The organism is Mycoplana sp. ABR4_002 (assembly GCF_056159645.1).
This window is the reverse complement of sequence record NZ_JBSWVO010000001.1, coordinates 3,778,481-3,804,169: the sequence shown is the minus strand read 5'-3', so window position 1 is coordinate 3,804,169 and position 25,689 is coordinate 3,778,481. Positions and strand designations below refer to the sequence as shown.

Here is a 25,689-nt window from a genome sequence, read left to right as displayed (position 1 = left end):
CAGTCTAGCGCAGGACTCCTGCCGGGCAAATGTGCAGCCGGGGTTTCAATGCGGTGGCATCGGCGGGTCGGGCAGCGGCAGCCACTGGTCCCGCTTGAAATAGTCGGGCAGGTAGGTGTGCTCGGGTGGACTGCGGTCGGGCGTGACGAGGAAATTGTAGCGCGGCGTTTCGCCGAATTCACGCTTCAGCTGGATCCGGTTGCCGAACACGACGCGGTCGAACTCCCGCAGGTTGCGGATGTTGTCCACCACCTCCGGCGCCTCCTTCCAGCGCACTTCGTCGAGGAAGACCTCCACCGCGGCAATCGCCGCTTCGGTCAACTCATGGGCGTTGCCACCATCCTCGAGGTTCAGCTTGATGCGAAACGAGGTGAGGCGGCTTTCTTCCGTGCCGCGGATGGAAAGGTAGGCGGAGGAGGCAGGGCCGTTGCCGTCCGTCCCGGAGGAAAACTCCCGGAAGGAGGTACACTCCCAGCCGCCCTTCGTAAGCCCCTCGTTCCAGCCGGCATTGACGAAACCGGCCGCGGCCAGAGCGGCGCACAAGGCCTTCGGGTCGCGGCGGATCGGCCGGGTGAACTTCGTCTCCATCGGGACGATGGGCGTGACGAGGCGGTCGGGGATCTCCACCTCCGGGCGCGGGATGCGGTTGCCGCGGATCTCGTGGGAGCGGGGCTCGCGGATTTCGCGCCGGGCCTGGACCGGCGGGTAGCCGAATTGCGCCAGCAGACGGTTCAGGTTTCGGTAGTCGTTGGCGACAAGAACGGTGGCAGTCATGGCGCCGAGAATGCACAGCGTCAGCAGTGCAAACAGGATCTTGCCGGATCTACCTTTCCGCTGGTCCGCCATGCCGTATCGATGCTGCCGCTGCCCCGAACACTGCGAAACCCATCAGGCCGGCTCGGGCGCACCGGCCGGTGGCTCCGATCCGCCGGTCGTTTCGGTGATAGGGCACAAACCGGGCGGCGGCAAGGGAGAGGAGCGGTGACGGAAGGGCGTCGGAGAAAGCGGCAGGGCAAGAACACGGCCGCCCGGGGGTTCCCCCCGGGCGGCGTGCTGGAGGCCCAGGCCCGGTTGGACCTGGGGTGACCCGATCAGTTCGTCTGCCAGCTCTTGACGAGCTCGTCGTAGTTGATGGTGATCGGCTGTTCCTTTTCGTTCTCGACCTTGAGCTGCGGTGCGAGGTTGCCCTTCTCGACGGCATCCTTGTTCCAGTACTCGAGATCATGCTCCTCGGCGAGCTTCGGGCCGATGTCACCCTGGATGCCGGCGCGCTCCAGACGGCTCAGGACCTGCTCCTGCTCGGCGCAGAGCGAGTCCATGGCTTCCTGGGCGGTCTTGGCGCCGGAGGAGGCGTCGCCGATCGCCTGCCACCAGAGCTGGGCCAGCTTCGGGTAGTCCGGTACGTTCGTGCCGGTCGGCGACCACTGCAGGCGGGCCGGCGAGCGGTAGAACTCGATCAGGCCGCCGAGCTTGGGCGCACGGTCGGTGAAGCTCGGATGATCGAGCGTCGACTGACGGATGAAGGTCAGGCCGACATGGCTCTTCTTCACGTCGATGGTCTTCGAGGTGACGAACTGGGCGTAGAGCCAGGCCGCCTTGGCGCGATCGTCGGGCGTCGACTTCATCAGCGTCCAGGAACCGGCGTCCTGATAGCCGAGCTTCATGCCGTCCTTCCAGTAGACGCCATGCGGGCTCGGCGCGAACCGCCACTTCGGCGTGCCGTCCTCGTTCACGACCGGCAGCCCTTCCTTGACGAAGTCGGCGGTGAAGGCCGTGTAGGTGAACATCTGCTGGGCGATCTCGCCCTGCGACGGAACCGGACCGGACTCCGAGAAGGTCATGCCCTGGGCGGCAGCCGGCGCATAGGCCTTCAGCCAGTCCAGATATTTCTGGATCGCATAGACCGAGGCCGGACCGTTGGTGTCGCCGCCACGGGCGACGCAGGAACCGACCGGGCGCGAGTTCTCGTCGACCTTGATGCCCCACTCGTCGACCGGCTTGCCGTTCGGGATGCCGCGGTCGCCGTTGCCGGCCATGGACAGCCAGGCATCGGTGAAGCGCCAGCCGAGCGACGGGTCCTTCTTGCCGTAGTCCATGTGGCCGTAGACCTTCTTGCCGTCCACCTCGCGGCCGGTGAAGAACTCGGCGATGTCCTCATAGGCCGACCAGTTGACCGGCACGCCGAGATCGTAGCCGTACTTCTCCTTGAAGTCGGCCTTGTTCTTCTCGTCGTTGAACCAGTCGTAGCGGAACCAGTAGAGGTTCGCGAACTGCTGGTCGGGCAGCTGGTAGAGCTTGCCGTCCGGCGCGGTGGTGAACGACTTGCCGATGAAGTCGTCGATGTCGAGGTTGGGGTTGGTGACGTCCTTGCCCTCGTTGGCCATGAAGTCGGTCAGGCTGCGCGCCTGCAGGTAGCGCCAATGGGTGCCGATCAGGTCGGAGTCGTTGATGTAGGCGTCGTAGATGTTCTCGCCCGACTGCATCTGCGTCTGCAGCTTTTCGACCACGTCGCCTTCGCCGATCAGGTCGTGGGTCACCTTGATGCCGGTGATGGCGGTGAACGCCGGCGCCAGCACCTTGGATTCGTACTCATGGGTGGTGATCGTCTCGGAAACGACCTTGATGTCCATGCCGGCAAAGGGCTGGGCGGCGTCGACGAACCACTGCATCTCCGCCTCCTGGGCGGCGCGGTCGAGCGTCGACATGTCGCCGATCTCGCTGTCGAGGAAGCGCTTTGCTGCTTCCATGTCGGCGTAGGCGGTGCCGGTCAGAGCCAGCAGCGCGGCGGCCGTCGTCGTCAAAAGGTGCCTTCGCATCATTATCCTCCCTTGGGTTTGTGCGACTGCAGTATGAAAGGCCGGTGCGTGCCCGGCCCCCCGTTCTCATTGCCTCATGCGTAGCGGAACACGCCGATGGCGTAGACCACGCACAGGGCAAGTGCCCACCACAGGTTGGAGCCGATCAGCCCCAGCCATGCGAGATTGATGAAGGCCGAGCCGAGCAGCGACACGAACAGGCGGTCGCCGCGCGTCGTCTCGAAGCGCAGGATGCCGACTCGGGGATGGCCGCCGGGGCGCGCATATTCCCAGACCGCCATCAGCGCCAGCAGCGCGAAGATGGTCAGAAAGAACATTGCCGTCGGAAAGGTCCAGGCCATCCATCCACCGGGGATGAGCGGTGCGAACCAGTCACGCACGCCGTCCTTGACCGGCAGCGACATGACCAGCAGGCTCGCGGCCAGGCCGTAGATCACGAAGACGGCGGCGAGCGGCAGCTGCCAGCGGGTATTGCGGTTGGCGTTGGCGGCCATCAGACCCTCCCCAGGGCGAAGCCCTTGGCGATGTAGTTGCGGACGAAGTAGATGACGAGGGCACCGGGGATGATGGTCAGCACGCCGGCCGCGGCCAGCACGCCCCAGTCCATGCCCGAGGCCGAGACCGTGCGCGTCATCGTCGCGGCGATCGGCTTGGCATCGGTCGTCGTCAGGGTGCGGGCGATCAGTAGCTCGACCCAGGAGAACATGAAGCAGAAGAAGGCGGCGACGCCGATACCCGAGGCGATCAGCGGCACGAAGATCTTGCCGAAGAACCGCGGGAACGAATAGCCGTCGATATAGGCCGTCTCGTCGATCTCCTTCGGCACGCCGGACATGAAACCCTCGAGGATCCAGACGGCGAGCGGCACGTTGAACAGGCAGTGGGCCAGCGCCACGGCGATATGGGTGTCGATCAGGCCGAAGGCGGAATAGAGCTGGAAGAAGGGCAGCGCGAACACGGCCGGCGGCGCCATTCGGTTGGTCAGCAGCCAGAAGAACATGTGCTTGTCGCCGAGGAAGCGGTAGCGCGAGAAGGCATAGGCCGCCGGCAACGCCACCGCCACCGAGATCGCCGTGTTCAGCACGACGTAGATGATCGAGTTGATATAGCCCGAGTACCAGGCGGGATCGGTGAAGATGACGATGTAGTTCCGGAGCGTCGGGTTCTGCGGCCAGAGCGAGAAGGTCCCGGTAATCTCCGTGTTCGTCTTGAAGCTCATGTTGACGAGCCAGTAGATCGGCAGCATCAGGAAGACGATGTAGAGCGTCGGGATGAGCCAGGACAGGTTGCGGCCCGGCACCTTGGCGGCGACGAAGGACTTGTCCTGGGCCGGCGCCTTGGCCCCGGCGGACGACGGTGCGGGGGTCTGTGTTTCAACGCGTGCAGTCATTTCGTCCTCCCTCACGCCTGTTCGTCATGGCTGGTCATGACCGTGTAGAACACCCATGACAGCAGAAGGATGATCAGGAAGTATATGATCGACATGGCGGCTGCGGGTCCGAGGTCGAACTGGCCGATCGCCATCTTGACGAGATCGATCGACAGGAACGTCGTCGAGTTGCCGGGGCCGCCGCCGGTGACGACGAAGGGCTCGGTGTAGATCATGAAGCTGTCCATGAAGCGCAGCAGGAAGGCAATCAGCAGCACGCGCTTCATCTTGGGCAGCTGGATGTAGCGGAACACGGCCCAGCGCGAGGCGCCGTCGATCTTGGCGGCCTGGTAGTAGGCCTCGGGGATCGACACAAGACCGGCATAGCACAGCAGTACGACGAGGCTGGTCCAGTGCCAGACGTCCATGACGATCAGCGTCACCCAGGCGTCGAACACGTCGTTGACGTAGTTGTAGTCGACGCCGACCGCCTTCAGGGCAAAGCCGAGCAGGCCGATGTCGACGCGTCCGAAGACCTGCCAGATCGTGCCGACCACGTTCCACGGAATCAGCAGCGGCAGCGCCATCAGCACCAGGCAGACCGGCACGCCGAGCCCCTTCTTCGGCATGTTCAGCGCGATCAGGATGCCGAGCGGGATCTCGATCGTCAGAATGATGGCGGAGAAGAGCAGGTTGCGGCCGAGCGCCTCCCAGAAGCGGTCGGAGTGCAGGATCTCGACGAACCAGTCGGTGCCGGCCCAGAAGAACTGGTTGTTGCCGAAGGTGTCCTGGACCGAGTAGTTCACCACCGTCATCAGCGGGATGACGGCGGAGAACGCCACCAGCAGCAGAACCGGCAGCACCATCAGCCAGGCCTTGTTGTTCCAGGGCTTTTCCATGGATCAGGCCTCCCTGCCGACGCGCCAGGAATTGGCGTAGATGTTGATTGCGGATGGATCGAAGGTGACGCGCGGCTCGGCCGGGATCTCGCCGTCCTCGGACAGGACGATGGCGATCGGCTGACCGGCGAATTCGGCACGCACGATCTTCTGCCGGCCGATGTCCTCGACCTTGTCGATGCGGACATCCATGCCCTCGCGGCCGAGGCGGATGAATTCGGGGCGGATGCCGAGCTCGGTCTTCGCGCCGGCGGCAACCTTGGGCTGGAAGTCGAGGGCGATGCTGTTGCCGCCGAGCGTGACGCTGCTGCCGTCGACCGCCGCCGGCAGCACGTTCATGCCGGGCGAGCCGATGAAGTAGCCGACGAAGGTGTGGCTCGGACGCTCGAACAGTTCGGCCGGCGTGCCGATCTGGACGATCTGGCCGTCGTACATGACGACGACCTTGTCGGCGAAGGTCAAAGCCTCGGTCTGGTCGTGCGTGACATAGACCATGGTAAAGCCGAACTGGCGGTGCAGCTTCTTCAGTTGCGAGCGCAGCACCCACTTCATGTGCGGATCGATGACGGTCAGCGGTTCGTCGAACAGGATGGCGTTGACGTCGCTACGCACCAGGCCGCGACCGAGCGAGATTTTCTGCTTCTGGTCGGCGGTCAGCCCGCGCGCCGTCTTCTTCGCCCAGTCGGCAAGGCCGATCATGTCGATGATCTCGCGCACGCGCCGGTCGACTTCCACTTCGGGAACGCGGCGGTTGCGCAGCGGAAAGGCGAGATTGTCGTAGACCGTCATCGTGTCGTAGATGACCGGGAACTGGAACACCTGGGCGATGTTGCGCTGCTGCGTCGACAGGTTCGTTACGTCGTGGCCGTCGAACAGGATCCGGCCTTCCGACGGATGCAGGAGGCCGGAGATGATGTTGAGCAGCGTGGTCTTGCCGCAGCCGGAGGGGCCGAGCAGGGCGTAGGCGCCGCCGTCGTGCCACTCGTGATGGACCTCCTTCAGCGCGTAGTCGGATTCCGATTTCGGCTGCGCGCCATAGGCGTGGCGGATGTGCTCGAGATTGATGCGTGCCATGGCTTCCTCCTCAGGCCGCCGCGCCGACGATGGCCTTGCCGTCGGGGGCGAACGCCATCAGGTGGCGCGTGTCGACATAGACGGTGATGTTGGCATCGGGTTCGATGTCGTGGATGCCGGGCGCCAGCATGACCCAGCGGGTGTCGGCGAACTCGACGTGCACGAAGCTCTCCGAGCCGGCGATCTCCGAGATTGCGGTGCGGACCGTGACCGGGGCCGCGCCCGGCGTCTGCGGCCGGAGCGCCAGATGATGCGGCTGGAACGCGACCGTGCAGGGGCCGTCCGGGATGCCGGCCAGATGCGGCGGCACCGAAAGCACCGGCTCGCCCTCGAGCACGAAGTGGCCGTTCGCCTTGGTCAGCGCAAAGGTGTTCAGCGGCGGATCGGCAAAGGTCTCGGCGGTGACGAGGTCGATCGGGCGGCGATAGACGTCGATGGTCGGCGCGAACTGGGTGATGCGCCCCTTCGACAGCGTCGCCGTGTTGCCGCCGAGCAGCAGCGCCTCCGACGGTTCGGTGGTGGCATAGACGAAGATCGCCCCGGAGGCCGCGAAGATCTTCGGCAGCTCCTCGCGCAGTTCCTCGCGCAGCTTGTAGTCAAGGTTGGCAAGCGGCTCGTCGAGCAGCACCAGGCTGGCGTTCTTGACGATCGCGCGGGCGAGCGCGGTGCGCTGCTGCTGGCCGCCGGAGAGGTTGAGCGGCGTGCGGCCGAGATAGGGCGTCAGCTTGAGCAGGTCGGCGGCCTTGCGCACCTCGCGGTCGATGGTGGCGGCGTCGGCGCCCTTGATGCGCATCGGCGAGGCAATGTTCTCGTAGACCGTCATCGCCGGGTAGTTGATGAACTGCTGGTAGACCATGGCGACGCTGCGGTCCTGCACGCGCACGCCGGTCACATCCTTGCCGTCGAACCAGACCGAGCCGAACGTCGGCTTGTCGAGCCCCGCCATTAGGCGCATCAGCGAGGTCTTGCCCGACAGCGTCGGGCCGAGCAGCACGTTGAGCGTCCCGCGCTCGAGCACGAGGTTGGTGGGGTGGATGTGTATCTCCCCGCCCACGACCTTCGCGGTGTCTTTGAGTTCAAGCATTCATGTCTCCAATGTTCCTCCCAGCCATCGGAATGCCCGTCAGTGCGGTGCTGGCGCTGCCTTCACCATATAACTTTCGAGCGCGTCCGCTTCCTCGGCGGTAAGATTCAGTCCACGTTTGGTGCGGCGCCACAGCACATCCTCGGCGTGCCGCGCCCATTCTTCTGCCATCAGCCAGCGAACCTCAAGCTCGTAGAGGTCGCTGCCGAAATGTCGGCCCAGGTCCGTGATCGAGCCCGCGTCGCCCAGCAGCTTCGCAGCGCGCGTTCCGTAAAGGCGCACGAGGCGATGGGCGTGCGCCTCGGCGAGAAAGGGATACTTGCGGGCCAGCCTTGCCACCTCGGCGTCGAAGTCGCCGACGGCGAAGTCGCCGCCGGGCAGCCTGGACTGCGCCGTCCATCGCTCGCCCTTCTGGCCGATCGCCTCGCCGATCTTGTCGAGGGCGGCTTCGGCGAGGCGGCGATAGGTGGTGAGCTTGCCGCCGAAGACGTTCAGGAGCGGTGCCTGCCGGTCGCTGCCCTCGAGCTTCAGCACGTAGTCGCGCGTCGCCTCCTGCGCCTTGGTGGCGCCGTCGTCGAACAGCGGGCGTACGCCGGCATAGGTCCAGACGATATCGGCCCGGCCCACCGGCTCGACGAAGTACTCGCTCGCCGAGCGGCAGAGATAGTCGATCTCCTCGTCGCTGATGTGGACGTCGCGCGGATCGGCGTCGTAGTCGCGGTCCGTCGTGCCGATCAGGGTGAAGTCGTCCTGATAGGGAATGGCGAAGATGATGCGGCCGTCGGGGTTCTGGAAAAAATAGGCGCGCGGATCGGCGAACTTCTTCCGCACGACGATATGGCTCCCCTGCACCAGCCGCACGTTGTGGACGTCGTTCTGTCCCAGCGCGCCGGAGAGCACCTTGTCGACCCAGGGGCCGCCGGCATTGACCAGCATGCGCGCCTTGATGGTCGCGCGATCGCCGGAGGCGACATCCTCGGTCTCCACGTCCCAGTGCCCGTTCTCTCGCCGGGCCGCGACGACGCGGGTGCCGACGCGGATGTCGGCGCCACGCTCGGCGGCGTCGCGGGCGTTAAGCACGACCAGTCGCGCATCGTCGACCCAGCCGTCGGAATACTCGAAGGCCTTGGTGAAGAGCTTCTTGAGCGGCTTTCCCGAGGAGTCGACGCGCATGTCGAGCGTGCGTGTCGGCGGCAGCAGCCTGCGCCCGCCGATGTGGTCGTAAAGGAACAGGCCGAGACGGATCAGCCAGGCCGGGCGAATGCCACCCTTCTGGAAGGGCAGCACGAAACGCATCGGCCAGATCACGTGCGGCGCCATCGCCCACAGCACCTCGCGCTCCATCAGGGCCTCGCGCACCAGCCGGAACTCGTAGTGCTCCAGATAGCGCAGGCCGCCGTGGATCAGCTTGGTGGAGGCCGAGGAGGTGCCGGAGGCAAGATCCTTCATCTCGGCCAGCACGACCGAATAGCCGCGGCCAGCGGCGTCGCGGGCGATGCCGCAGCCATTGATGCCGCCGCCGATGACAAAGATGTCCCTGACCACGTCGTCCGTCAAAGCGCTTTCCCTTCCTGTTTCGCACTGCACAATTTTGCGCGTGTGCGAAAGTAGGAAGAGTAGAAACGAAAATTTTTCGAATGTCAAACGAATGTCGAAGGAAAGTCGCGTCAGCCGTCGGCAGCGACGGCCGAGGTCTCGATCAGGCGCACGTCCTGGTCGCGACAGATGGTGCGGATGTTGTCGAACGGACACTGGTCGGTGATGAAGGTGTGCATCTGCGAAAGGTGCCCGATGCGGACCGGCGCGGTGCGTTCGAACTTGGTCGAATCGGAGACGAGGATGACGTGGCGGGCGTTGGCGATGATGGCCTGGGCAACCTTTACCTCGCGATAGTCGAAGTCCAGCAGGGCGCCGTCATGATCGATCGCCGAGACGCCGATGACGGCGTAGTCGACCTTGAACTGGCGGATGAAATCGACCGCCGCCTCGCCGACGATACCGCCATCCGCACCGCGCACGACGCCGCCGGTGATGACCACCTCGATCGAGGGGAAGCCGCGCAATCTGTTGGCGACGTTGATGTTGTTGGTGATGACCATCAGTTCCTTGTGCTCCATCAGGGCGTCGCCGACCGCTTCGGTGGTGGTGCCGATATTGATGAAGAGCGAGGAATTGTTCGGGATCATCTCGGCCGCCGCCTGGCCGATCGCCTGCTTTTCCGGGGCTGCGATCGAGCGCCGGGCCTCGTACTTGACGTTCTCGTTGCCGCTCGGGAAGAGGGCGCCGCCGTGGATGCGGGTGAGGACCTTGTTGTCGCACAGGTCGTTCAGGTCCTTGCGGATGGTCTGGGGGGTGACGGAAAAGCGCGTGGCCAGGTCCTCAACCAGCACGCGGCCCTCCGCCTTGGCGAGGTCCAGGATTTCGGCCTGCCGGCCTGTCAGAAACATGCACTCCTCCTGCGCTTTCGTTTTGGTTCATCATATGCAAAAACGAAAGTACCGCAATTCTCTCGCCGCGCGACAGTTGGAGCGAGGGGCAATTTTTGTGATACTGGCGTCCGGTCGCACTTCGCCGCGCGCCTCGAATGGGAGATCGTCATGTTTCATCCGGCCTTGTTCAGGGGGGCGAATGTGGTCATCACCGGCGCCGGGCGCGGCATCGGCCTGGAGGTGGCGCGGCAGTTCCTGGATTGCGGTGCGCATGTGCTGCTGCACGGCGGCCGTAAGCCGATGGACGTCGTGCCGGACTTTCTCCAGGAGGCGGTCGAGGAGGCGCGGGCGCACATCGTCTGCGCCGATTTCCTGGCGCCGGCGGGGGTTGCCGAGGTGGCGCGCTACGCCGAGGACCTGTTCACGCAGGTCGACGTCCTCGTCAACAATGCCGGCACCATGGTCGGACGCTTCCCGGCCGACACGCTGACCGACGAGCAGTATGCGACCGTCGTGCGGCTCAACCAGACCTCGGTGGTGGAGATGACGCGGGCGATGCTGCCGGCGCTGCGCCGCGCCGGGGGGGCGTCGATCGTCAACACCGTCTCCATTTCGGCCCTGACCGGCGGCAGCCCGGGCTCGGCGATCTATTCGGCGACGAAGGCGTTCGTCGCCACCTATTCCAAGGCGCTGGCGCGCGAGCTCGCGCCCGACGGGATCCGGGTCAATTGTGTCTCGCCGGGCACCATCGCCACCGACTTTCATGAACGCTACTCTTCCCCGGAAAAGCTCGAGGCGACCCGCAAGGCGATCCCCTTGCAGCGGCTGGGGACCGCCCAGGATTGCGCGCCCGCCTACCTGTTCCTGTCCTCCGCCACCCTTTCGGGCTATGTCACCGGGCAGGTGCTCGAGGTGAACGGCGGCCAGTTGATCTGCTGACGCCGAACGGCAAGCCCGCGGTGATTGTGGCGGCCTCGTCCGTCCGGACAAGGCCGCGGCGCGCCGGGTGCCGGGGCGGGAGCGCTCGGCTCAGCGCCGCACGTCGATCACCACCCGGCCTCTGATCTTGCCTTCGAGGATGGACGGGCCCAGCTGCGGCAGGTCGGCAAGGCCGTGCTCGGTGACCATGTCGTTGAGCTTGCCGAGCGGCAGGTCGGTGGCAATGCGGCTCCAGGCGTCGAGCCGCTCGTCGCGCGGGCGCATGACCGAGTCGATGCCGAGCAGGCTGACGCCGCGCAGGATGAACGGGATCACCGTGAAGGAGGGAACCGTGGCGCTGCCGGCAAGCCCGATCGCGGCGACGGCGCCGTTGTATCTGACCTGCTTGAGGACGCGCATCAGCAGGTCGCCGCCGACGCTGTCGATCGCCCCGGCCCAGCGCTCCGATTCCAGCGGCTTGGCCGTCGCCCCGGCCAGTTCGGCGCGGTCGACGATCGTCTCCGCGCCCAGCTCGCGCAGATAGGTTGCCGCCTCCGGGCGGCCGGTCAGCGCCGCGACGCGGTAGCCGAGGCGGGCGAGGATCGCCACCGCAACCGAGCCGACGCCGCCCGCCGCCCCGGTGACGAGGACCTCGCCCTTGGTCGGCGACACGCCGGCCTTTTCCAGCGCCATCACCGCCAGCATCGCGGTCAGGCCGGCGGTGCCGATCGCCATCGCCTCGCGGGTGGAGAGGTTATCCGGCAACGGCACGAGCCAGTCGCCGCTGACCCGCGCGCGGCTGGCGTAGCCGCCCCACCGGACCTCGCCGACGCGCCAGCCGGTCAGCGCCACCTTGTCGCCGGGGCGGTAGCGCGGGTCGCTCGATGTCTCCACGGTGCCGGCGAAATCGACGCCCGGCACGTGCGGGAATGTGCGCACCAGCCCGCCCTTGCCGGTGATGCAGAGCCCGTCCTTGTAGTTCAGCGTCGAGTATTCGACCGCGACGGTCACGTCGCCGTCCGGCAGGCGCTCGTCCTCGAGATCGCGGACCGATGCCGTAACCACGCCGTCGTCGGCCCTTTCCACCAGAAGCGCCCTGAATGTCATCGCCGGTCTCCTCCCGTTTTGCCTGCCTGCTGCCTGTGTAAAGCATCGCCCGTTTGTCGCGCCACCGTTCTTTTGTATGAAGGGAGCGCGACAACTGGGTCCGGGTGCGATGATCGACAAGCTGGAATACTTCATTGCGCTGGCGCGCGAGCGGCATTTCGCCCGGGCGGCCGAGGAGCTCGGCATTTCGCAGCCGACGCTGTCGGCGGCCATCCGCCAGCTCGAGGACCAGCTCGGCGTGGTGCTGGTTGTGCGCGGCTCGCGCTTCCAGGGGTTGACGCCGGAGGGGCAGCGCGTGCTGGAATGGGCCCGGCGCATCGTCGGCGACGCCCGTACCATGCGTGAGGAGATGCGGGCCGCGCGCAAGGGTCTGTCCGGGCATATCCGGCTCGCCGCCATCCCCACGGCGCTCGCCATGGTGCCGCGCATCACCGCGCCGTTCCAGGAGAAGCATCCCGACGTCACCTTCTCGGTGCAGTCGACCAATTCGCTGCAGATCCTGAGCCTGCTCGAGAACCTCGAGATCGACGCCGGGCTCACCTATCTGGAAAACGAGCCGCTCGGGCGGGTCACCAGCGTACCGCTCCAGGCCGAACATTATCACCTCATCACCGCCCGGAGCGGGCCGATTGCGGATCGCGAAAGCGTGACCTGGCGGGAGGTGGCCGATCTTAGGCTTTGCCTATTGACCGCCGACATGCAGAACCGGCGCATCATCAACCGGCATTTTGCCGAGGCCGGCGTCGCCGCGGTCCGCCCGACGCTCGAGTCGAACTCGATGATCGTGTTGTTGTCGCATGTGCGCACCGGCCGTTGGGCCAGCATCATGCCGCGCAACGTCGCGCTTTCCTTCGGTTTTCATGATGAAATCAGTATGATTTCAATCGTCGATCCGGCGCCGCATCACATCGTTGGCCTGGTTGCGACACATCGTGAGCCGTTCACGCCGCTGGTATCCGCCCTGTTGCACGAGGCGCGGATCCTGGCCGAGCGCGGCCTGGATTGATAGGTTTTTTCTATCAACTGACGGTACAGCCTTATTGACCCCTCGGTGCTTCCCTGAGAAGCTTGCAAGAAGCAGGGCGGAGGTCGACAGGGTTCCAATCTTTGCCCGCAGTTTGATGGCACCGGGCCCGACATTGCGCGCCGCGCGGCGCGGCAGGCCTGTGCCGTTCGGGAGGTCTGCGCATGAATCAGCACGTTTCCGGTGACGTCGGAACGAGAACTCGGGCCATCGTTGCGGCGCTGAAGGGGATGGAAGGTCCGCTTCTGCCGATCCTGCACGAGGTCCAGGACGAGTTCGGCTTCGTCCCGCAGGAAAGCCTGCCGGTCATCGCCCAGGAGTTGAACCTGTCGCGCGCCGAGGTGCATGGCGTCGTCACGTTCTATCATGACTTCCGCGAGCATCCCGCCGGCCGCCACGTCCTGAAGCTCTGTCGCGCCGAGGCGTGCCAGTCGATGGGCGGCGAGGCGCTGGCGGAGCGGGTGCAGGCCCTGCTGGGCATCGGGTTCCACCAGACCACGCTCGACGGCGCGGTGACGCTGGAGCCGGTCTACTGTCTCGGGCTCTGTTCGTGCGCGCCGTCGGCCATGCTGGACGGCGAGGTCCATGGCCGCCTCGATGCAGACGCGGTTACCGATCTCGTCAAGGAGGCGCGCCGATGACCGTCACGATCTATGTCCCGCGCGATTCCGCGGCACTCGCGCTCGGCGCCAACAAGGTGGCGGCGGCGATCGAGGCGCAGGCCCGCGAACGCGGTCTCGACATCGCGGTCGTGCGCAACGGCTCGCGCGGCATGCACTGGCTCGAGCCGCTGGTCGAGGTCGCAACCGGCGGCGAGCGCATCGCCTACGGGCCGGTGACGGCGGCCGACGTCGGCCCGTTGTTCGAGGCCGGCTTCCTCACCGGTGGCCCGCATCCGCTCTGTCACGGTCCGACCGAGGACATCGCCTTTCTGAAACGGCAGACGCGGCTGACCTTCGTGCGCTGCGGCGTCACCGACCCGCTCTCGCTCGCGGACTATCGCCGCCTCCGCGGCCTGGCCGGGCTCGAGAAGGCGGCCGCGATGGCGCCGGCGGAGATCGTCAAGGAGGTCACCGACAGCGGCCTGCGCGGGCGCGGCGGTGCCGGCTTCCCGACCGGCGTCAAGTGGAACACCGTGCTGGAAGCGCCGGGCGAGCAGAAATACATCGTCTGCAACGCCGACGAGGGTGACAGCGGCACTTTCGCCGACCGGATGATCATGGAGGGCGACCCCTTCGTGCTGATCGAGGGCATGGCGATCGCCGGCCTGGCGACCGGGGCGACAAAGGGCTATGTCTACACCCGCTCCGAATACCCCAACGCCATCGCCATCATGAACGAGGCGATCGAGGTGGCCCGCGCGGCGGGCGTGCTCGGCCCCTCGGTGCTCGGCTCGGGCCGGGCCTTCGACATGGAGGTGCGCGTCGGCGCCGGCTCCTACGTCTGCGGCGAGGAGACCGCGCTGCTGAACAGCCTTGAGGGCAAGCGCGGCGTGGTGCGTGCCAAGCCGCCGCTGCCGGCTCACAGGGGCCTGTTCGACCGGCCGACGGTGATCAACAACGTCATCTCGCTGGCCTCGGTCCCGGTCATCCTCGACCAGGGCGCGAGCTACTACCGCGACTTCGGCATGGGCCGCTCGCGCGGCACCATTCCGCTCCAGATCGCCGGCAACATCAAGCATGGCGGCCTGTACGAGACCGCCTTCGGCCTCTCGCTCGGCGAGATCGTCGATCACATCGGCGGCGGCACTGCCTCCGGACGGCCGGTCAAGGCGGTGCAGGTCGGCGGCCCGCTCGGCGCCTACTTCCCGCGCGCGCTGTTCGACACCCCGTTCGACTACGAGGCCTTCGCCGCCAAGGACGGGCTGATCGGCCATGCCGGCATCGTCGTCTTCGACGACACCGTCGACATGCTGCATCAGGCCCGCTTCGCCATGGAGTTCTGCGCGGTCGAAAGCTGCGGCAAGTGCACGCCGTGCCGGATCGGCGCTGTGCGCGGCGTCGAGGTGGTGGACAACATCGCCGGCGGCGTCGAGCCGGACAAGAACCGCAAGCTGCTCGCCGACCTCTGCGACACCATGAAGTTCGGCTCGCTCTGCGCGATGGGCGGCTTCACGCCCTATCCGGTGATGAGCGCCATGACCCATTTCCCGGAGGATTTTTCACCCGCTCCTGCCGCGCAGGCGGCCGAGTGAGGGAGGAGAACAAATGACTTTGATCAAGGAAATCGACTTCGGCACGCCCGCCTCCAAGGCGGAGAAGATGGTGACGCTGACCATCGACGGTCGCGAGGTCACCGTGCCGGAGGGCACCTCGATCATGCGCGCCTCCATGGAGGCCGGCATCGAGATCCCGAAGCTCTGCGCCACCGACATGATGGACGCCTTCGGCTCCTGCCGGCTCTGTCTCGTCGAGATCAAGGGCCGATCCGGCATGCCGGCCTCGTGCACCACGCCGGTGGCGCCCGGGCTGGTCGTGTCGACGCAGACGCCGCGGCTGAAGGACGTCCGCCGCGGCGTGATGGAGCTCTACATCTCCGACCACCCGCTCGACTGCCTCACCTGCGCGGCCAACGGCGACTGCGAACTGCAGGACATGGCCGGCGCGGTCGGCCTGCGCGACGTGCGCTACGGCTATGACGGCGAGAACCACGTGCGCGCCCGCAACGACGGCGTCATCAACATCAAGTGGCAGCCGAAGGACGAGTCGAACCCCTACTTCACCTTCGACGCCTCCAAGTGCATCGTCTGCTCGCGCTGCGTGCGCGCCTGCGAGGAAGTGCAGGGCACCTTCGCGCTGACGATCGAGGGCCGCGGCTTCGACAGCCGCGTCTCCGCCGGCATGCACGAGGACTTCGTGTCGTCGGAATGCGTCTCCTGCGGCGCCTGCGTGCAGGCCTGCCCGACGGCGACGCTGATCGAAAAGTCGGTGATCGAGATCGGCCAGCCGGAGCACTCGGCCGTCACCACCTGCGCCTATTGCGGCGTCGGCTGCCAGTTCAAGGCGGAGATGCGCGGCGAGGAGCTGGTGCGCATGGTGCCGTGGAAGGACGGGCAGGCCAACCGCGGCCATTCCTGCGTCAAGGGCCGCTTCGCCTACGGCTACTCCACCCACCGGGACCGCATCGTCAACCCGATGATCCGCGAGAAGATCAGCGATCCCTGGCGCGAGGTCAGCTGGGAGGAGGCCTTCGCCCATGTGGCCAGCGAGTTCCGCCGCATCCAGTACCAGTACGGCCGCGATTCGATCGGCGGCATCACCTCCTCGCGCTGCACCAACGAGGAGACCTACCTGGTGCAGAAGCTGGTGCGCGCCGGCTTCGGCAACAACAACGTCGACACCTGCGCCCGCGTCTGCCATTCGCCGACCGGCTACGGTCTCGGCCAGACCTTCGGCACCTCGGCCGGCACGCAGAACTTCGATTCGGTCGAGCAGACCGACGTCGTCATCGTCATCGGCGCCAATCCGACCGACGGCCATCCGGTCTTTGCCTCGCGGCTGAAGAAGCGCCTGCGCGAAGGCGCCAGGCTGATCGTCATCGACCCGCGCCGCATCGACCTGGTCCGCAGCGCCCATGTCGAGGCGAGCTTCCACCTGCCGCTGAAGCCGGGCACGAACGTCGCCGTGGTCACGGCGCTGGCGCATGTCATCGTTACCGAAGGGCTCTATGACGAGGCGTTCATCCGCGAGCGCTGCGACTGGTCGGAGTTCGAGGACTGGGCGTCCTTCGTCGCCGATCCGCGCCACAGCCCGGAGGAAGTGGAGAAGCTGTCCGGCGTTCCGGCCGATCTGCTCCGCGGGGCGGCGCGGCTGTTCGCCACCGGCGGCAACGGCGCGATCTACTACGGCCTCGGCGTGACCGAGCACAGCCAGGGCTCGACCACCGTCATGGCGATCGCCAATCTGGCGATGGCGACCGGCAACATCGGCCGCCCGGGCGTCGGCGTGAACCCGCTGCGCGGCCAGAACAACGTGCAGGGCTCCTGCGACATGGGCTCGTTCCCGCACGAGCTGCCCGGCTACCGCCACATCTCGGACGACGCCACCCGCGCCACCTTCGAGAAGCTCTGGGGCGTGGCGCTCAACAACGAGCCGGGCCTGCGCATTCCCAACATGCTCGATGCCGCCGTCGACGGCACGTTCAAGGGCATCTACATCCAGGGCGAGGACATCCTGCAGTCCGACCCCGACACCAAGCACGTTTCGGCCGGCCTCGCGGCGATGGAATGCGTGGTCGTGCAGGACCTGTTCCTGAACGAGACGGCGAACTACGCGCACGTCTTCCTGCCCGGCTCGACCTTCCTGGAGAAGGACGGCACCTTTACCAATGCCGAGCGCCGCATCAACCGGGTGCGCAAGGTGATGACCCCGCGCAACGGCCTCGGCGACTGGGAGGTCACGCAGAAGCTCGCCCAGGCCATGGGGCTTGCCTGGACCTACCGCCACCCGTCCGAGATCATGGACGAGATCGCCGCAACGACGCCGAGCTTCGCGCTGGTCTCCTACGACTATCTCGACCGGATGGGTTCGGTGCAGTGGCCCTGCAACGAGAAGCACCCGCAGGGCTCGCCGATCATGCATGTCGACGGATTCGTGCGCGGCAAGGGCAAGTTCATCCGCACCGAATATGTCGCAACCGACGAGAAGACCGGCCCGCGCTTCCCGCTGCTGCTCACCACCGGCCGCATCCTCAGCCAGTACAATGTCGGGGCCCAGACGCGGCGCACCGACAACGTCGTCTGGCACGAGGAGGACCGGCTGGAGATCCATCCGCACGACGCGGAGAACCGCGGTATCCGCGATGGCGACTGGGTACGGCTCGCGAGCCGCTCGGGCGAGACGACGCTGCGGGCGGAGATCACCGATCGCGTGGCGCCGGGCGTGGTCTACACCACCTTCCATCACCCCAACACACAGGCGAACGTCATCACCACCGACTTCTCCGACTGGGCGACGAATTGCCCCGAATACAAGGTGACGGCGGTGCAGGTCGCGCCCTCGAACGGCCCGTCAGACTGGCAGGTCGAGTATGACGAGCAGGCCCGCCAGTCGCGCCGCATCGCCGGCAAGCTGGAGGCGGCGGAGTAGCGCCGCGATGGTCCGATGACGACGCCCAAGACCACAGTCGCGGTCCCCGAGCTCGCCCGGCGCGGCGGGCGGCTCACCGAAGGCCGGCGCATCGTGCCGGAGGAGACGCCGGTCGCCTTTACCTATCATGGCTCGACCCATGCGGTGATGATGGCGACGCCGGCTGACCTTCAGGACTTCGCCGTCGGCTTCAGCCTGACCGAGGGGATCGTAGCCAGCGTCCGGGAGATCGAGCAGGTCGAGGTGGTTGCCGAGGACAAGGGCATCGACCTGCAGATCCGGCTTGCCGACGCCCAGAGCGCGGCGCTGACGGCACGCCGCCGTCACATGGCGGGACCTGTCGGCTGCGGGCTCTGCGGCATCGAGTCGATCGAGCAGGCGGTGCGGGTGACGCCGTCGGTCGCCGCCGCGACGCTGACGCTGTCGCAGGACCAGGTGGCCGAGGCGGTGCGGCTCCTGAACGGCCAGCAGCCGCTGCACCTGCAGACCCGCGCCGTGCACGGCGCGGCCTTCTACGTCCCCGGCAAGGGCCTGATCGCCGTGCGCGAGGACGTCGGCCGGCACAATGCGCTCGACAAGCTCGCCGGCGCCGCTGCCCGGGCCGGTTACCGCGGCGGCGACGGCGCGGTGGTCGTCACCAGCCGAGTCTCGGTCGAGATGGTGCAGAAGACCGCGGTGATCGGCAGCCCGTTCATCGTCGCCATCTCCGCGCCGACGGCGCTCGCCATCCGTACCGCCGAGGAGGCCGGCATGACGCTGGTGGCGCTGGTGCGCGGCGACGAGTTCGAAATCTTTACGAAGCCCGGGCGCATCCTGTCGGTTGACGACGCCGCGCGCCGGGCCGGAAACGGATAGGAAACGCCCGCATGTCGAATGATGCAAAGCTGGTCCGCATGGCCAACCAGATCGCCACCTTCTTCCATTCCCAGCCGGCGGAGGACGCGCCGAAGGGCGTTGCCAACCATATCAACCGCTACTGGGAGCCGCGCATGCGCCGCCAGTTCTTCGCGATCGTCGACGATCGCGGCGGCGAGGGCCTCGATCCACTGGTGATCCAGGCGGCCGGGCTGGTGCGTCGCCCGCCGCCCGCCGGCAGCGACATGCCGGGCTGACCTACGCCCCGGCGAGCTTGGGGATCAGGAAGCCGGTGCGGCGGCGATAGGCCTCGTATTCGGCGGCCAGCGGGGTAGCGGCAAACTTGCCCTCCTCGCCCTTCGCGGCGACGATGTAGATGACGATGAAGGCGACCACGGGCAGGGCGGCCCAGGCGCTCCAGGTCGCGATCGCCCATCCCGACCAGAAGACGATGTAGGAGGTGTAGAACGGGTGCCGGACATATCGGTACGGACCGATGGTGACGAGGCTGTCCGGCTTGTCCGGGTCGAAGGCGAAGCGCAGCTTGGCCCGCCGCGAGGCGGAAATGGCCCACCAGAACAGCGCCGTCGCTCCCAGCTGCAGCGCCAGGCCGAGCAATTGCGCCGCCGCCGGCTGCGGGCGGCTCCAGGTCAGGTAGAGGAACAGAAGCGTGGTCAGCGTGACCGCCGCGGAAACGAGCTTCATGCCGGAGGGCATGCGCGGCGAAGAAAAATGCCCGCGTAGCGACCAGGTGTAAAGGCCGACGACGACAACGCTCAAACAGGTGACGGCAATGTCCAGTGCTACGTTCATTCTTTCGCCGGCCGCGCCGCCCCCTCGATTACACGCTTTTCCCAGACCATAGCGATGGCCGTGGCGTGCTGCAATGCGCGACGCGTGCGTTTCCGCAGCTTGTGATTGCGACGTCGCAAGGTGCCCCCCTGAAGGGTGGGGCCGCTCTTAGGGTCTCGTTTATGATCTAGGCGTAATATTCAGGGGCGATTCGGCCCCCCTCCGCTTTCGTCGATCGGAATCGAGCATGACTTTCAACAATCGGACTATCGAAACCCGCCACGGTGCGGTGTGTCTCAGCGACACCGGCGGAACGGGCTTTCCAGTGATGCTGATCCATGGCTCGAGCTTCTCCCGACGCGTCTTCGAAAAGCAGTTTGACAGCGCCCTTGCCAGGCGCTGGCGCCTGATTGCCGTCGACCTGCCGGGCCACGGCGATTCGGAAGATGCGCGTGAGCCGCAACGTACCTACACCGTATCCGGGCTGGCCGACTGCCTCGACGCGGTCGCCGACGCCTTGGATCTCAAGCGTCTGGCGGTGTTCGGATGGTCGCTCGGCGGTCATGTGGCGATCGAATGGATGAGCCGCAGCAGCCGGATTCGCGGTCTGATGGCAACCGGCGCCCCGCCCACCCCGCGCGGCCTGCTCGGCATGCTGCGCGCCTTCCACCCCTCGTTCGACCTGTTGCTGGCATCGAAACAGCACTTCAACGACCGCGACTGCGCCCGCTTCGTCTCCCTGTGCTTCGGCGCGGACGCCCCGGCGCAGTTCCGGGAACTGGCGATGCGGGCCGACGGGCTGATGCGGTCGATCTTCGCGCAGAGCCTGGCGCGTGGCGATGGGGCGGACCAGCGGCGCAGCTTCGAGACGGCGATGGTACCGGTCGCCCTCGTCAACGGCGTCGACGATCCCTTCGTGCGCCTCGGCTACCTCTCCGGGATCCACGCGCCCGACTTGTTCGACGAGGCGGCGATCATCGTCGACGGCGCCGGCCACGCGCCGTTCTGGGCAAGGCCGGAGATTTTCAACCCGCTGCTCGACCGGTTCCTCGACCGTGTCGCCGCCGACACCGCCTCGGCCTGGCAGGCGCATGTGCGCCGGGTCACGGCAAATGCCCGCAGGTAGGGTCCGCAACGGTCTCGCCCGGCAGGGCGAGGGCCAAACTGCGGTTCTGCTGCCTTCAGAACTCTTCCCATTGGGCCACGACGGCCGCGGTGGCCCCGCGCGCCGCGCGACGGGCCGGGTGCGCCCGCGGTGAAGCCTGCTGCGGGTGCTCTGGCTGCTGGCGTGGACGCTGCGTCGTTCCGAGCTGGAACTCGAGCAACAGACTGCGCAGCGCCTCCGCCTCGCGAGCCATGGCATGACTTGCCGCCGTGCTCTCCTCGACCATGGCGGCGTTCTCCTGCGTCGCCTGGTCCATGGCGTTGACCGACTGGTTGATCTCGCGCAACCCTGTCGACTGTTCGCGGCTCGCCTCGACGATCGCATTGACGTTGGTGTTGATCTGCAAGACCTGCCCGAGCATCGCCTTCAGGGCCTCGCCGGTCTGGTCGACCAGCGCCACGCCGTTCTTGACGTGCTCGTTCGAGGCGCTGATCAGGGCCTTGATGTCCTTTGCCGCGCTCGCCGAGCGCTGCGCCAGCTCGCGCACCTCCTGGGCCACGACGGCAAATCCCTTGCCCGCCTCGCCGGCGCGCGCGGCCTCGACGCCGGCGTTCAGCGCGAGCAGGTTGGTCTGGAAGGCGATGTCGTCGATCACTCCGATGATACTGGAAATCTCGCGGGAGGACTGTTCGATCTGGTCCATCGCGCCGATCGCGCTCGTGACCACGCCGCCGGATCGCTCGGCCTCCTCCTTGGTCCGGGCGACGAGCGCGCCCGCCTCGTCCGCCCTGCGGCTCGAGTCGGACACCGTGGTGGTAATCTGGTCGAGCGCTGCCGCCGTCTCCTCGACGGAGGCGGCCTGCTGCTCGGTGCGTTTGGACAGGGCGTCGGCCGCCTCGCGGATCTGCTCTGCACCCGAGGCGATCATCTCGGCATTCTCGCCCACGGACCGCATCGCCTGCTGTAGTCTTGCCACCGATTCGTTGAAGTCCTGGCGTACCCGCTCCATCGAGGGGACGAAGGGGGTGGGAAGGCTCTGGGTCAGGTCTCCGCCGGCAAGCGCCTTGAGACCCCGGCCGAGGGCGTTGATCGCCGCCATGCGCTCGGTGACGTCGGTGGCGAACTTGACCACCTTGTAGACGTTGCCGGCAAGATCGCGAATGGGGTTGTAGGCCGCCTGGATCCAGATCTCCTTGCCACCCTTGCCGTATCGCACGAATTCGTTCGAGTTGAACTCTCCGGCGGCAAGACGCTTCCAGAAGTCGGCATATTCGGCGGTGCGCGTGTAGGGTCGCAGAACATGCTGTGATGCTTGCCCTGGATCTCCGCCAGGTCGTAGCCGAGCGTGGCGCAGAAATTCTCGTTTGCGGTCAGAATGTCACCGGTCGGCGTGAACTCGATCACGGCCTGGGAGCGCGAGATCGCCTCGATCTTGCTGTAGTCCTCTTGCGCCCGGCGCTTGGCCTCAGTGATGTCGGTGGCGAATTTCACCACCTTGACCGGCTTGCCGCCCCTGAATACCGGGTTGTAGGACGCCTGGATCCAGATCTCCCTTCCATCGCTGGCGATGCGCTTGTAGGCACCGGAATCGTATTCACCACGGCCGAGGCGCGCCCAGAAGTCGCGATATTCCTGTGTGGCCGCAAGGGCCGGCTCGCAGAAGATGCGGTGGTGCTGGCCGACGATCTGCCGCAGCTCATACCCAAGTGTCCGGCAAAAATTCTCGTTGGCGGTAAGGATGTTGCCCGACAAGTCGAACTGGATCACGGCCTGCGACTTGGAGATCGCCTGCAATATGTGCCTGGAATCTGCGGATTTCCCTAATGAAAGCATCGTCCCCTCGCGTCTGTCGCGGCGTCCCTCAAGGCAGAGCCCTGGCACCGCCGGTGCCATTGTTCTTGTCGGCTCCCGGCCCTGTCGGTCCGGGGCTTGGCGATAGCTGAACGAGATCTCGGGGTTTCTCGGCGTCATGCCGGAAGGCTGTCACTCAGCCTGCATTCAAGAATGCCGACGGTGCAATTAAAAAGACGTGAACACCGGCAGGCCATATCATGGTATATATTATTGACGTGCTAATATTACTCGCGACCGGGTATATAATACTAAAGTTATACTTTGTTCTCGCCGGAACGCGCCGGCAGGGCGTCGGGCAAAACATAACGCCGCCCGAAGGCGGCGGGCGGCGTTGCGGCTGTGTTGGGACTGGCGCGATCAGGCCGCCAATTCGTCGATGTCGCGTTCCTTGAACATGCGGGCGAGGTTGAGGAAGCAGATCATGCCGTTCTCGTGGGCGATGATGCCCTCGGCGTAGACCTTGTCGAAGGAGGTCGACACCTCCGGCACCGGCTGGATCTGGTCGGCGCGGATGGTGAGGATGTCGGACACCCGGTCGACGACCAGGCCGATGACCATGTTGTGCACCTCGGCGACGACGATGGCGCTGCGCTCGTTGGCCTCGGTGGTCTTCATGCCGAGCTTGTGGGCGAGATCGATGATCGGGATCACCGTGCCGCGCAGGTTCATCACCCCGATCACGTCGGGCGGCGAGTGCGGAATCGGCGTCGAGGGCGCCCAGCCGCGGATCTCGCGGATGGTGGTGGTCCTGACGCAGAATTCCTGGTCGTGCAGGCGGAAGGCAATGATTTCGAGGGTGTCGCCGGTGAAACCGGCTGTCTTGATCATGCTCATGGTGGTTTAGCCCCGATTGACCCGTTCTTGCTTGGCCTTGTGCCGCGCACGATAGCCGCGCCAGGGTTAAGGATTGCTCAACCGGGCAATGCCGGCCCACTTCCGCGGGCCGGCGTTGAGGCGATCCGGCACGGTGCGGATCAGTCGCGCAGCACGGCCGCGAACTGCTCCGTCGCCCAGTCCACCTGGTCGGCGGTGATCACCAGCGGCGGCGCGATGCGGATCGTGTCGCCGTGCGTGTCCTTGGCAAGGATGCCCCGCTCCTTCAGCGCCTCGCAATATTTGCGCGCGCCGCCGGCGGCGGGGTCGAGTTCGACGGCCAGCATCAGGCCGCGGCCGCGCACTTCCTTGATGATGTTCGAGCGGATTTCGGTCAGGCCCTTCTGGAAGCGCTCGCCCATGCGGGCGGAATTCTCGACCATGCCCTCTTCGATGAGGACGCGCAGCGCCGCGCGGGCAATGGCGCAGGCGAGCGGATTGCCGCCGAAGGTGGAGCCGTGCTGGCCGGGCTTGAGCACCCCCAGGACCTCGGAGTTGGAGAGCACGGCCGAAACCGGATAGAAGCCGCCGGACAGCGCCTTGCCGACGAGGGTGACGTCGGCCTCGATGCCTTCGTGTTCCTCGGCCAGCAGCTTGCCGGTGCGGCCCAGCCCGGTCTGGATCTCGTCGAGGATCAGCGTGATGCCGTGCCGTGTGCAGAGCTCGCGCACGGCGGCGAAATAGCCGGCCGGCGGGATGACGACGCCGGCTTCGCCCTGGATCGGCTCGACCAGGAAGGCGACGGTGTTGTCGGTGATCGCCGCGCGGAAGGCGTCGATGTCGCCGAACGGCACGTGCCTGAAGCCGGGGGCGAACGGGCCGAAGCCCTCGCGCGCGTCGGGATCGGTGGAGAAGCCGACGATCCCCATGGTGCGGCCATGGAAGTTGTTGCTGCAGACGATGATCTCGGCCCTGTCGCGTTCGACGCCCTTGACCTCATAGCCCCACTTGCGGACCGCCTTGACGGCGGTTTCGACCGCCTCGGCGCCGGAGTTCATCGGCAGCACCTTGTGCGAACCGGTGAGCGCTGCGATCTCCTCGTAGAAGTGGGCAAGCTGGTCGTTGCGGAAGGCGCGCGAGGTCAGCGCCAGCTTCCTGGCCTGCCCGATCATCGCCTCCAGGATCTTCGGGTGGCAATGGCCCTGGTTGACGGCCGAGTAGGCCGAGAGGCAGTCGAGATAGCGGTTGCCGTCCGCATCCCAGACATGCACGCCTTCGCCCCGCGACAGCACGACGTCGAGCGGCTTGTAGTTGTGGGCGCCGAGGCGGTATTCGGTTTCGATCAGGCTTGCGGTTGTCGGGGTCATCATTTCCTCCACGGCATCAGGCGCTGCGCGTCGGGCGGTCGAGGATGCGACGGCCGAACAGGCTTGCGGTCAGTTCCACGAGGATGCGGGCGCTCTTGCCGCGGTCGTCGAGGAACGGGTTCAGTTCGACCAGATCGAGCGAGGCGACGAGGTTGCTGTCGCACAGCATCTCCATGATCAGGTGGGCTTCACGGAAGGTGGCGCCGCCGGGAACGGTGGTGCCGACGCCCGGTGCGATTTCCGGATCGAGAAAGTCGACGTCGAGGCTCACGTGCAGCAGGCCGCCCGCCTGGCGGACCGTGTCGATGATCTCGTGCATGATCCGCGCGATCCCGGTCTCGTCGATGGCGCGCATGTCGAAGACGTTGACGCCATGCTCGGCGATCTCCTCGCGTTCGCGGGCGTCGACCGACCGGATGCCGACCTGGAACACGTTCTTCGGGTCGACCAGCGGCCGGTCCGCGTTCAGGATCGGCGCGAACTCGGCCTCGCCGCAGAAGAAGGCGACCGGCATGCCGTGCATGTTGCCGGAAGGCGAGGTCTCGGGCGAGTTGAAGTCGGCGTGCGCGTCGAGCCACAGCACGAAAAGGGGCCTGCCAACCTCGGCGGCATGGCGCGCCATGCCGGAAACGGTTCCCATCGACAGCGCATGGTCGCCACCGAGGATCAACGGGAACCGGCCGGCGCGGGCGGCCTCGTGCACGGCCGCATCGAGGGTGCGGGTGAAGGCGGCGACGGTCTGCAGGTTGTTGGCGCGCGGATGGCTGGCAAGGTCACGCGCCGGCAGCGGCCGGACGTCGCCCTCGTCGTGCACGCTGTGGCCGAGCTCGGCCAGCGTGGTGTCGATGCCGGCGATCCTCAGGGCCGCCGGCCCCATGGCGGCGCCGCGGCGCCCCGAGCCTTCCTCGAGCGGTGCGCCGATCAGCGCGATCGATTTTTTCTGTGCCGTCATTGTCGTTGTCCCCGCAGCTACGCGTTGCTTCTGTGCGCTGGTCCGGGAGGACCAGAATTGCAGGCGATTATTGTCGCTCAGGGCGTTGGCAAAAAGAGGGAAAACTGACAAATGGAAGGCTACGATAAGCAAGATGCCAAGCGG

The 25,689-nt window shown here is 66.4% G+C and carries 22 protein-coding genes and 1 pseudogene; 8 read left to right on the top strand and 15 right to left on the bottom strand.

The window, feature by feature from the left end:
* Positions 1-45: 45 nt before the first annotated feature.
* The 9 genes from ACXAGF_RS18145 to ACXAGF_RS18105 form a co-directional block, all read right to left on the bottom strand.
* Positions 46-846: a DUF6030 family protein gene (locus ACXAGF_RS18145; protein WP_475018771.1), complete on the bottom strand. Its 801-nt coding sequence runs from the start codon at positions 844-846 to the stop codon at positions 46-48.
* A gap of 245 nt (positions 847-1,091) precedes the next feature.
* Entirely contained in the window at positions 1,092-2,816 is a 1,725-nt protein-coding gene (locus ACXAGF_RS18140) for an ABC transporter substrate-binding protein (protein ID WP_475018770.1), read from the bottom strand.
* Positions 2,817-2,890: 74 nt separating this feature from the next.
* Complete coding sequence (locus tag ACXAGF_RS18135) at positions 2,891-3,310, bottom strand: DUF2160 domain-containing protein (protein ID WP_475018769.1); 420 nt, start codon at positions 3,308-3,310, stop codon at positions 2,891-2,893.
* Entirely contained in the window at positions 3,310-4,206 is an 897-nt protein-coding gene (locus ACXAGF_RS18130; RefSeq protein WP_475018768.1) for a carbohydrate ABC transporter permease, read from the bottom strand. The genes ACXAGF_RS18135 and ACXAGF_RS18130 overlap by 1 nt, the downstream gene beginning before the upstream one ends.
* Positions 4,207-4,217: 11 nt before the next feature.
* Entirely contained in the window at positions 4,218-5,084 is an 867-nt protein-coding gene (locus tag ACXAGF_RS18125) for a carbohydrate ABC transporter permease (RefSeq protein WP_475018767.1), read from the bottom strand.
* A gap of 3 nt (positions 5,085-5,087) precedes the next feature.
* A complete protein-coding gene (locus ACXAGF_RS18120) occupies positions 5,088-6,158 on the bottom strand; it encodes an ABC transporter ATP-binding protein (RefSeq protein WP_475018766.1) in 1,071 nt (356 codons plus the stop codon).
* Positions 6,159-6,168: 10 nt separating this feature from the next.
* Entirely contained in the window at positions 6,169-7,242 is a 1,074-nt protein-coding gene (locus ACXAGF_RS18115) for an ABC transporter ATP-binding protein (protein WP_475018765.1), read from the bottom strand.
* A 39-nt stretch (positions 7,243-7,281) separates the two neighbouring features.
* Positions 7,282-8,799 (bottom strand): glycerol-3-phosphate dehydrogenase, encoded by a 1,518-nt coding sequence (glpD, locus tag ACXAGF_RS18110; RefSeq protein WP_475018764.1) that lies wholly within the window; start codon positions 8,797-8,799, stop codon positions 7,282-7,284.
* Between the two features lie 110 nt (positions 8,800-8,909).
* The gene (locus ACXAGF_RS18105) at positions 8,910-9,689 is read right to left on the bottom strand and encodes a DeoR/GlpR family DNA-binding transcription regulator (protein WP_475018763.1); all 780 of its coding nucleotides are present in this window, start codon (positions 9,687-9,689) and stop codon (positions 8,910-8,912) included.
* A 150-nt stretch (positions 9,690-9,839) separates the two neighbouring features.
* On the opposite strand from ACXAGF_RS18105, the gene ACXAGF_RS18100 reads away from it, so the two are divergent.
* Complete coding sequence (locus ACXAGF_RS18100) at positions 9,840-10,610, top strand: SDR family NAD(P)-dependent oxidoreductase (RefSeq protein ID WP_475018762.1); 771 nt, start codon at positions 9,840-9,842, stop codon at positions 10,608-10,610.
* A 90-nt stretch (positions 10,611-10,700) separates the two neighbouring features.
* Here the strand turns inward: ACXAGF_RS18100 and acuI are convergent, their stop codons facing one another.
* The gene (gene acuI, locus ACXAGF_RS18095) at positions 10,701-11,696 is read right to left on the bottom strand and encodes an acrylyl-CoA reductase (NADPH) (protein ID WP_475018761.1); all 996 of its coding nucleotides are present in this window, start codon (positions 11,694-11,696) and stop codon (positions 10,701-10,703) included.
* A gap of 109 nt (positions 11,697-11,805) precedes the next feature.
* On the opposite strand from acuI, the gene ACXAGF_RS18090 reads away from it, so the two are divergent.
* From ACXAGF_RS18090 to ACXAGF_RS18065, 6 genes are all read left to right on the top strand, one after another.
* Positions 11,806-12,702: a LysR family transcriptional regulator gene (locus ACXAGF_RS18090; protein ID WP_475018760.1), complete on the top strand. Its 897-nt coding sequence runs from the start codon at positions 11,806-11,808 to the stop codon at positions 12,700-12,702.
* A 182-nt stretch (positions 12,703-12,884) separates the two neighbouring features.
* Positions 12,885-13,361, top strand: a complete 477-nt coding sequence (locus ACXAGF_RS18085; RefSeq protein ID WP_475018759.1) for a formate dehydrogenase subunit gamma — start codon at positions 12,885-12,887, stop codon at positions 13,359-13,361.
* Positions 13,358-14,914, top strand: a complete 1,557-nt coding sequence (locus tag ACXAGF_RS18080; RefSeq protein WP_475018758.1) for a formate dehydrogenase beta subunit — start codon at positions 13,358-13,360, stop codon at positions 14,912-14,914. The genes ACXAGF_RS18085 and ACXAGF_RS18080 overlap by 4 nt, the downstream gene beginning before the upstream one ends.
* Before the next feature lie 13 nt (positions 14,915-14,927).
* Complete coding sequence (gene fdhF, locus ACXAGF_RS18075; protein WP_475018757.1) at positions 14,928-17,807, top strand: formate dehydrogenase subunit alpha; 2,880 nt, start codon at positions 14,928-14,930, stop codon at positions 17,805-17,807.
* 15 nt (positions 17,808-17,822) lie between these two features.
* Positions 17,823-18,662: a formate dehydrogenase accessory sulfurtransferase FdhD gene (fdhD, locus tag ACXAGF_RS18070; protein WP_475018756.1), complete on the top strand. Its 840-nt coding sequence runs from the start codon at positions 17,823-17,825 to the stop codon at positions 18,660-18,662.
* An 11-nt stretch (positions 18,663-18,673) separates the two neighbouring features.
* A complete protein-coding gene (locus tag ACXAGF_RS18065; RefSeq protein ID WP_475018755.1) occupies positions 18,674-18,919 on the top strand; it encodes a formate dehydrogenase subunit delta in 246 nt (81 codons plus the stop codon).
* A gap of 1 nt (position 18,920) precedes the next feature.
* Here ACXAGF_RS18065 and ACXAGF_RS18060 read toward each other — a convergent pair whose 3' ends face one another.
* Positions 18,921-19,475, bottom strand: a complete 555-nt coding sequence (locus tag ACXAGF_RS18060; RefSeq protein WP_475018754.1) for a methyltransferase family protein — start codon at positions 19,473-19,475, stop codon at positions 18,921-18,923.
* Positions 19,476-19,701: 226 nt separating this feature from the next.
* On the opposite strand from ACXAGF_RS18060, the gene ACXAGF_RS18055 reads away from it, so the two are divergent.
* On the top strand, positions 19,702-20,580 hold the full coding sequence (locus ACXAGF_RS18055) for an alpha/beta fold hydrolase (RefSeq protein WP_475018753.1): 879 nt from the start codon (positions 19,702-19,704) through the stop codon (positions 20,578-20,580).
* 55 nt (positions 20,581-20,635) lie between these two features.
* On the opposite strand, the pseudogene ACXAGF_RS18050 reads toward ACXAGF_RS18055, so the two are convergent.
* The 4 genes and pseudogenes from ACXAGF_RS18050 to rocF all read right to left on the bottom strand — a co-directional run bounded on the left by ACXAGF_RS18050 (position 20,636) and on the right by rocF (position 25,545).
* Positions 20,636-22,392: pseudogene (locus tag ACXAGF_RS18050) on the bottom strand (methyl-accepting chemotaxis protein).
* A gap of 378 nt (positions 22,393-22,770) precedes the next feature.
* Complete coding sequence (locus tag ACXAGF_RS18045) at positions 22,771-23,247, bottom strand: chemotaxis protein CheW (protein WP_475018752.1); 477 nt, start codon at positions 23,245-23,247, stop codon at positions 22,771-22,773.
* A 140-nt stretch (positions 23,248-23,387) separates the two neighbouring features.
* Positions 23,388-24,593, bottom strand: coding sequence for an ornithine--oxo-acid transaminase (gene rocD, locus ACXAGF_RS18040; protein ID WP_475018751.1), 1,206 nt, complete (start codon positions 24,591-24,593; stop codon positions 23,388-23,390).
* Between the two features lie 16 nt (positions 24,594-24,609).
* The gene (gene rocF, locus ACXAGF_RS18035; protein ID WP_475018750.1) at positions 24,610-25,545 is read right to left on the bottom strand and encodes an arginase; all 936 of its coding nucleotides are present in this window, start codon (positions 25,543-25,545) and stop codon (positions 24,610-24,612) included.
* Positions 25,546-25,689: the final 144 nt, after the last annotated feature.

Bases quoted from the DNA above. Each gene is read 5' to 3' on its own strand.
- ACXAGF_RS18145 (WP_475018771.1), bottom strand. From the start codon at position 846: ATGGCGGACCAGCGGAAAGGTAGATCCGGCAAGATCCTGTTTGCACTG.
- ACXAGF_RS18140 (WP_475018770.1), bottom strand. From the start codon at position 2,816: ATGCGAAGGCACCTTTTGACGACGACGGCCGCCGCGCTGCTGGCTCTG.
- ACXAGF_RS18135 (WP_475018769.1), bottom strand. From the start codon at position 3,310: ATGGCCGCCAACGCCAACCGCAATACCCGCTGGCAGCTGCCGCTCGCC.
- ACXAGF_RS18130 (WP_475018768.1), bottom strand. From the start codon at position 4,206: ATGACTGCACGCGTTGAAACACAGACCCCCGCACCGTCGTCCGCCGGG.
- ACXAGF_RS18125 (WP_475018767.1), bottom strand. From the start codon at position 5,084: ATGGAAAAGCCCTGGAACAACAAGGCCTGGCTGATGGTGCTGCCGGTT.
- ACXAGF_RS18120 (WP_475018766.1), bottom strand. From the start codon at position 6,158: ATGGCACGCATCAATCTCGAGCACATCCGCCACGCCTATGGCGCGCAG.
- ACXAGF_RS18115 (WP_475018765.1), bottom strand. From the start codon at position 7,242: ATGCTTGAACTCAAAGACACCGCGAAGGTCGTGGGCGGGGAGATACAC.
- ACXAGF_RS18105 (WP_475018763.1), bottom strand. From the start codon at position 9,689: ATGTTTCTGACAGGCCGGCAGGCCGAAATCCTGGACCTCGCCAAGGCG.
- ACXAGF_RS18100 (WP_475018762.1), top strand. From the start codon at position 9,840: ATGTTTCATCCGGCCTTGTTCAGGGGGGCGAATGTGGTCATCACCGGC.
- acuI (WP_475018761.1), bottom strand. From the start codon at position 11,696: ATGACATTCAGGGCGCTTCTGGTGGAAAGGGCCGACGACGGCGTGGTT.
- ACXAGF_RS18090 (WP_475018760.1), top strand. From the start codon at position 11,806: ATGATCGACAAGCTGGAATACTTCATTGCGCTGGCGCGCGAGCGGCAT.
- ACXAGF_RS18085 (WP_475018759.1), top strand. From the start codon at position 12,885: ATGAATCAGCACGTTTCCGGTGACGTCGGAACGAGAACTCGGGCCATC.
- ACXAGF_RS18080 (WP_475018758.1), top strand. From the start codon at position 13,358: ATGACCGTCACGATCTATGTCCCGCGCGATTCCGCGGCACTCGCGCTC.
- fdhF (WP_475018757.1), top strand. From the start codon at position 14,928: ATGACTTTGATCAAGGAAATCGACTTCGGCACGCCCGCCTCCAAGGCG.
- fdhD (WP_475018756.1), top strand. From the start codon at position 17,823: ATGACGACGCCCAAGACCACAGTCGCGGTCCCCGAGCTCGCCCGGCGC.
- ACXAGF_RS18065 (WP_475018755.1), top strand. From the start codon at position 18,674: ATGTCGAATGATGCAAAGCTGGTCCGCATGGCCAACCAGATCGCCACC.
- ACXAGF_RS18060 (WP_475018754.1), bottom strand. From the start codon at position 19,475: ATGAACGTAGCACTGGACATTGCCGTCACCTGTTTGAGCGTTGTCGTC.
- ACXAGF_RS18055 (WP_475018753.1), top strand. From the start codon at position 19,702: ATGACTTTCAACAATCGGACTATCGAAACCCGCCACGGTGCGGTGTGT.
- ACXAGF_RS18045 (WP_475018752.1), bottom strand. From the start codon at position 23,247: ATGAGCATGATCAAGACAGCCGGTTTCACCGGCGACACCCTCGAAATC.
- rocD (WP_475018751.1), bottom strand. From the start codon at position 24,593: ATGACCCCGACAACCGCAAGCCTGATCGAAACCGAATACCGCCTCGGC.
- rocF (WP_475018750.1), bottom strand. From the start codon at position 25,545: ATGACGGCACAGAAAAAATCGATCGCGCTGATCGGCGCACCGCTCGAG.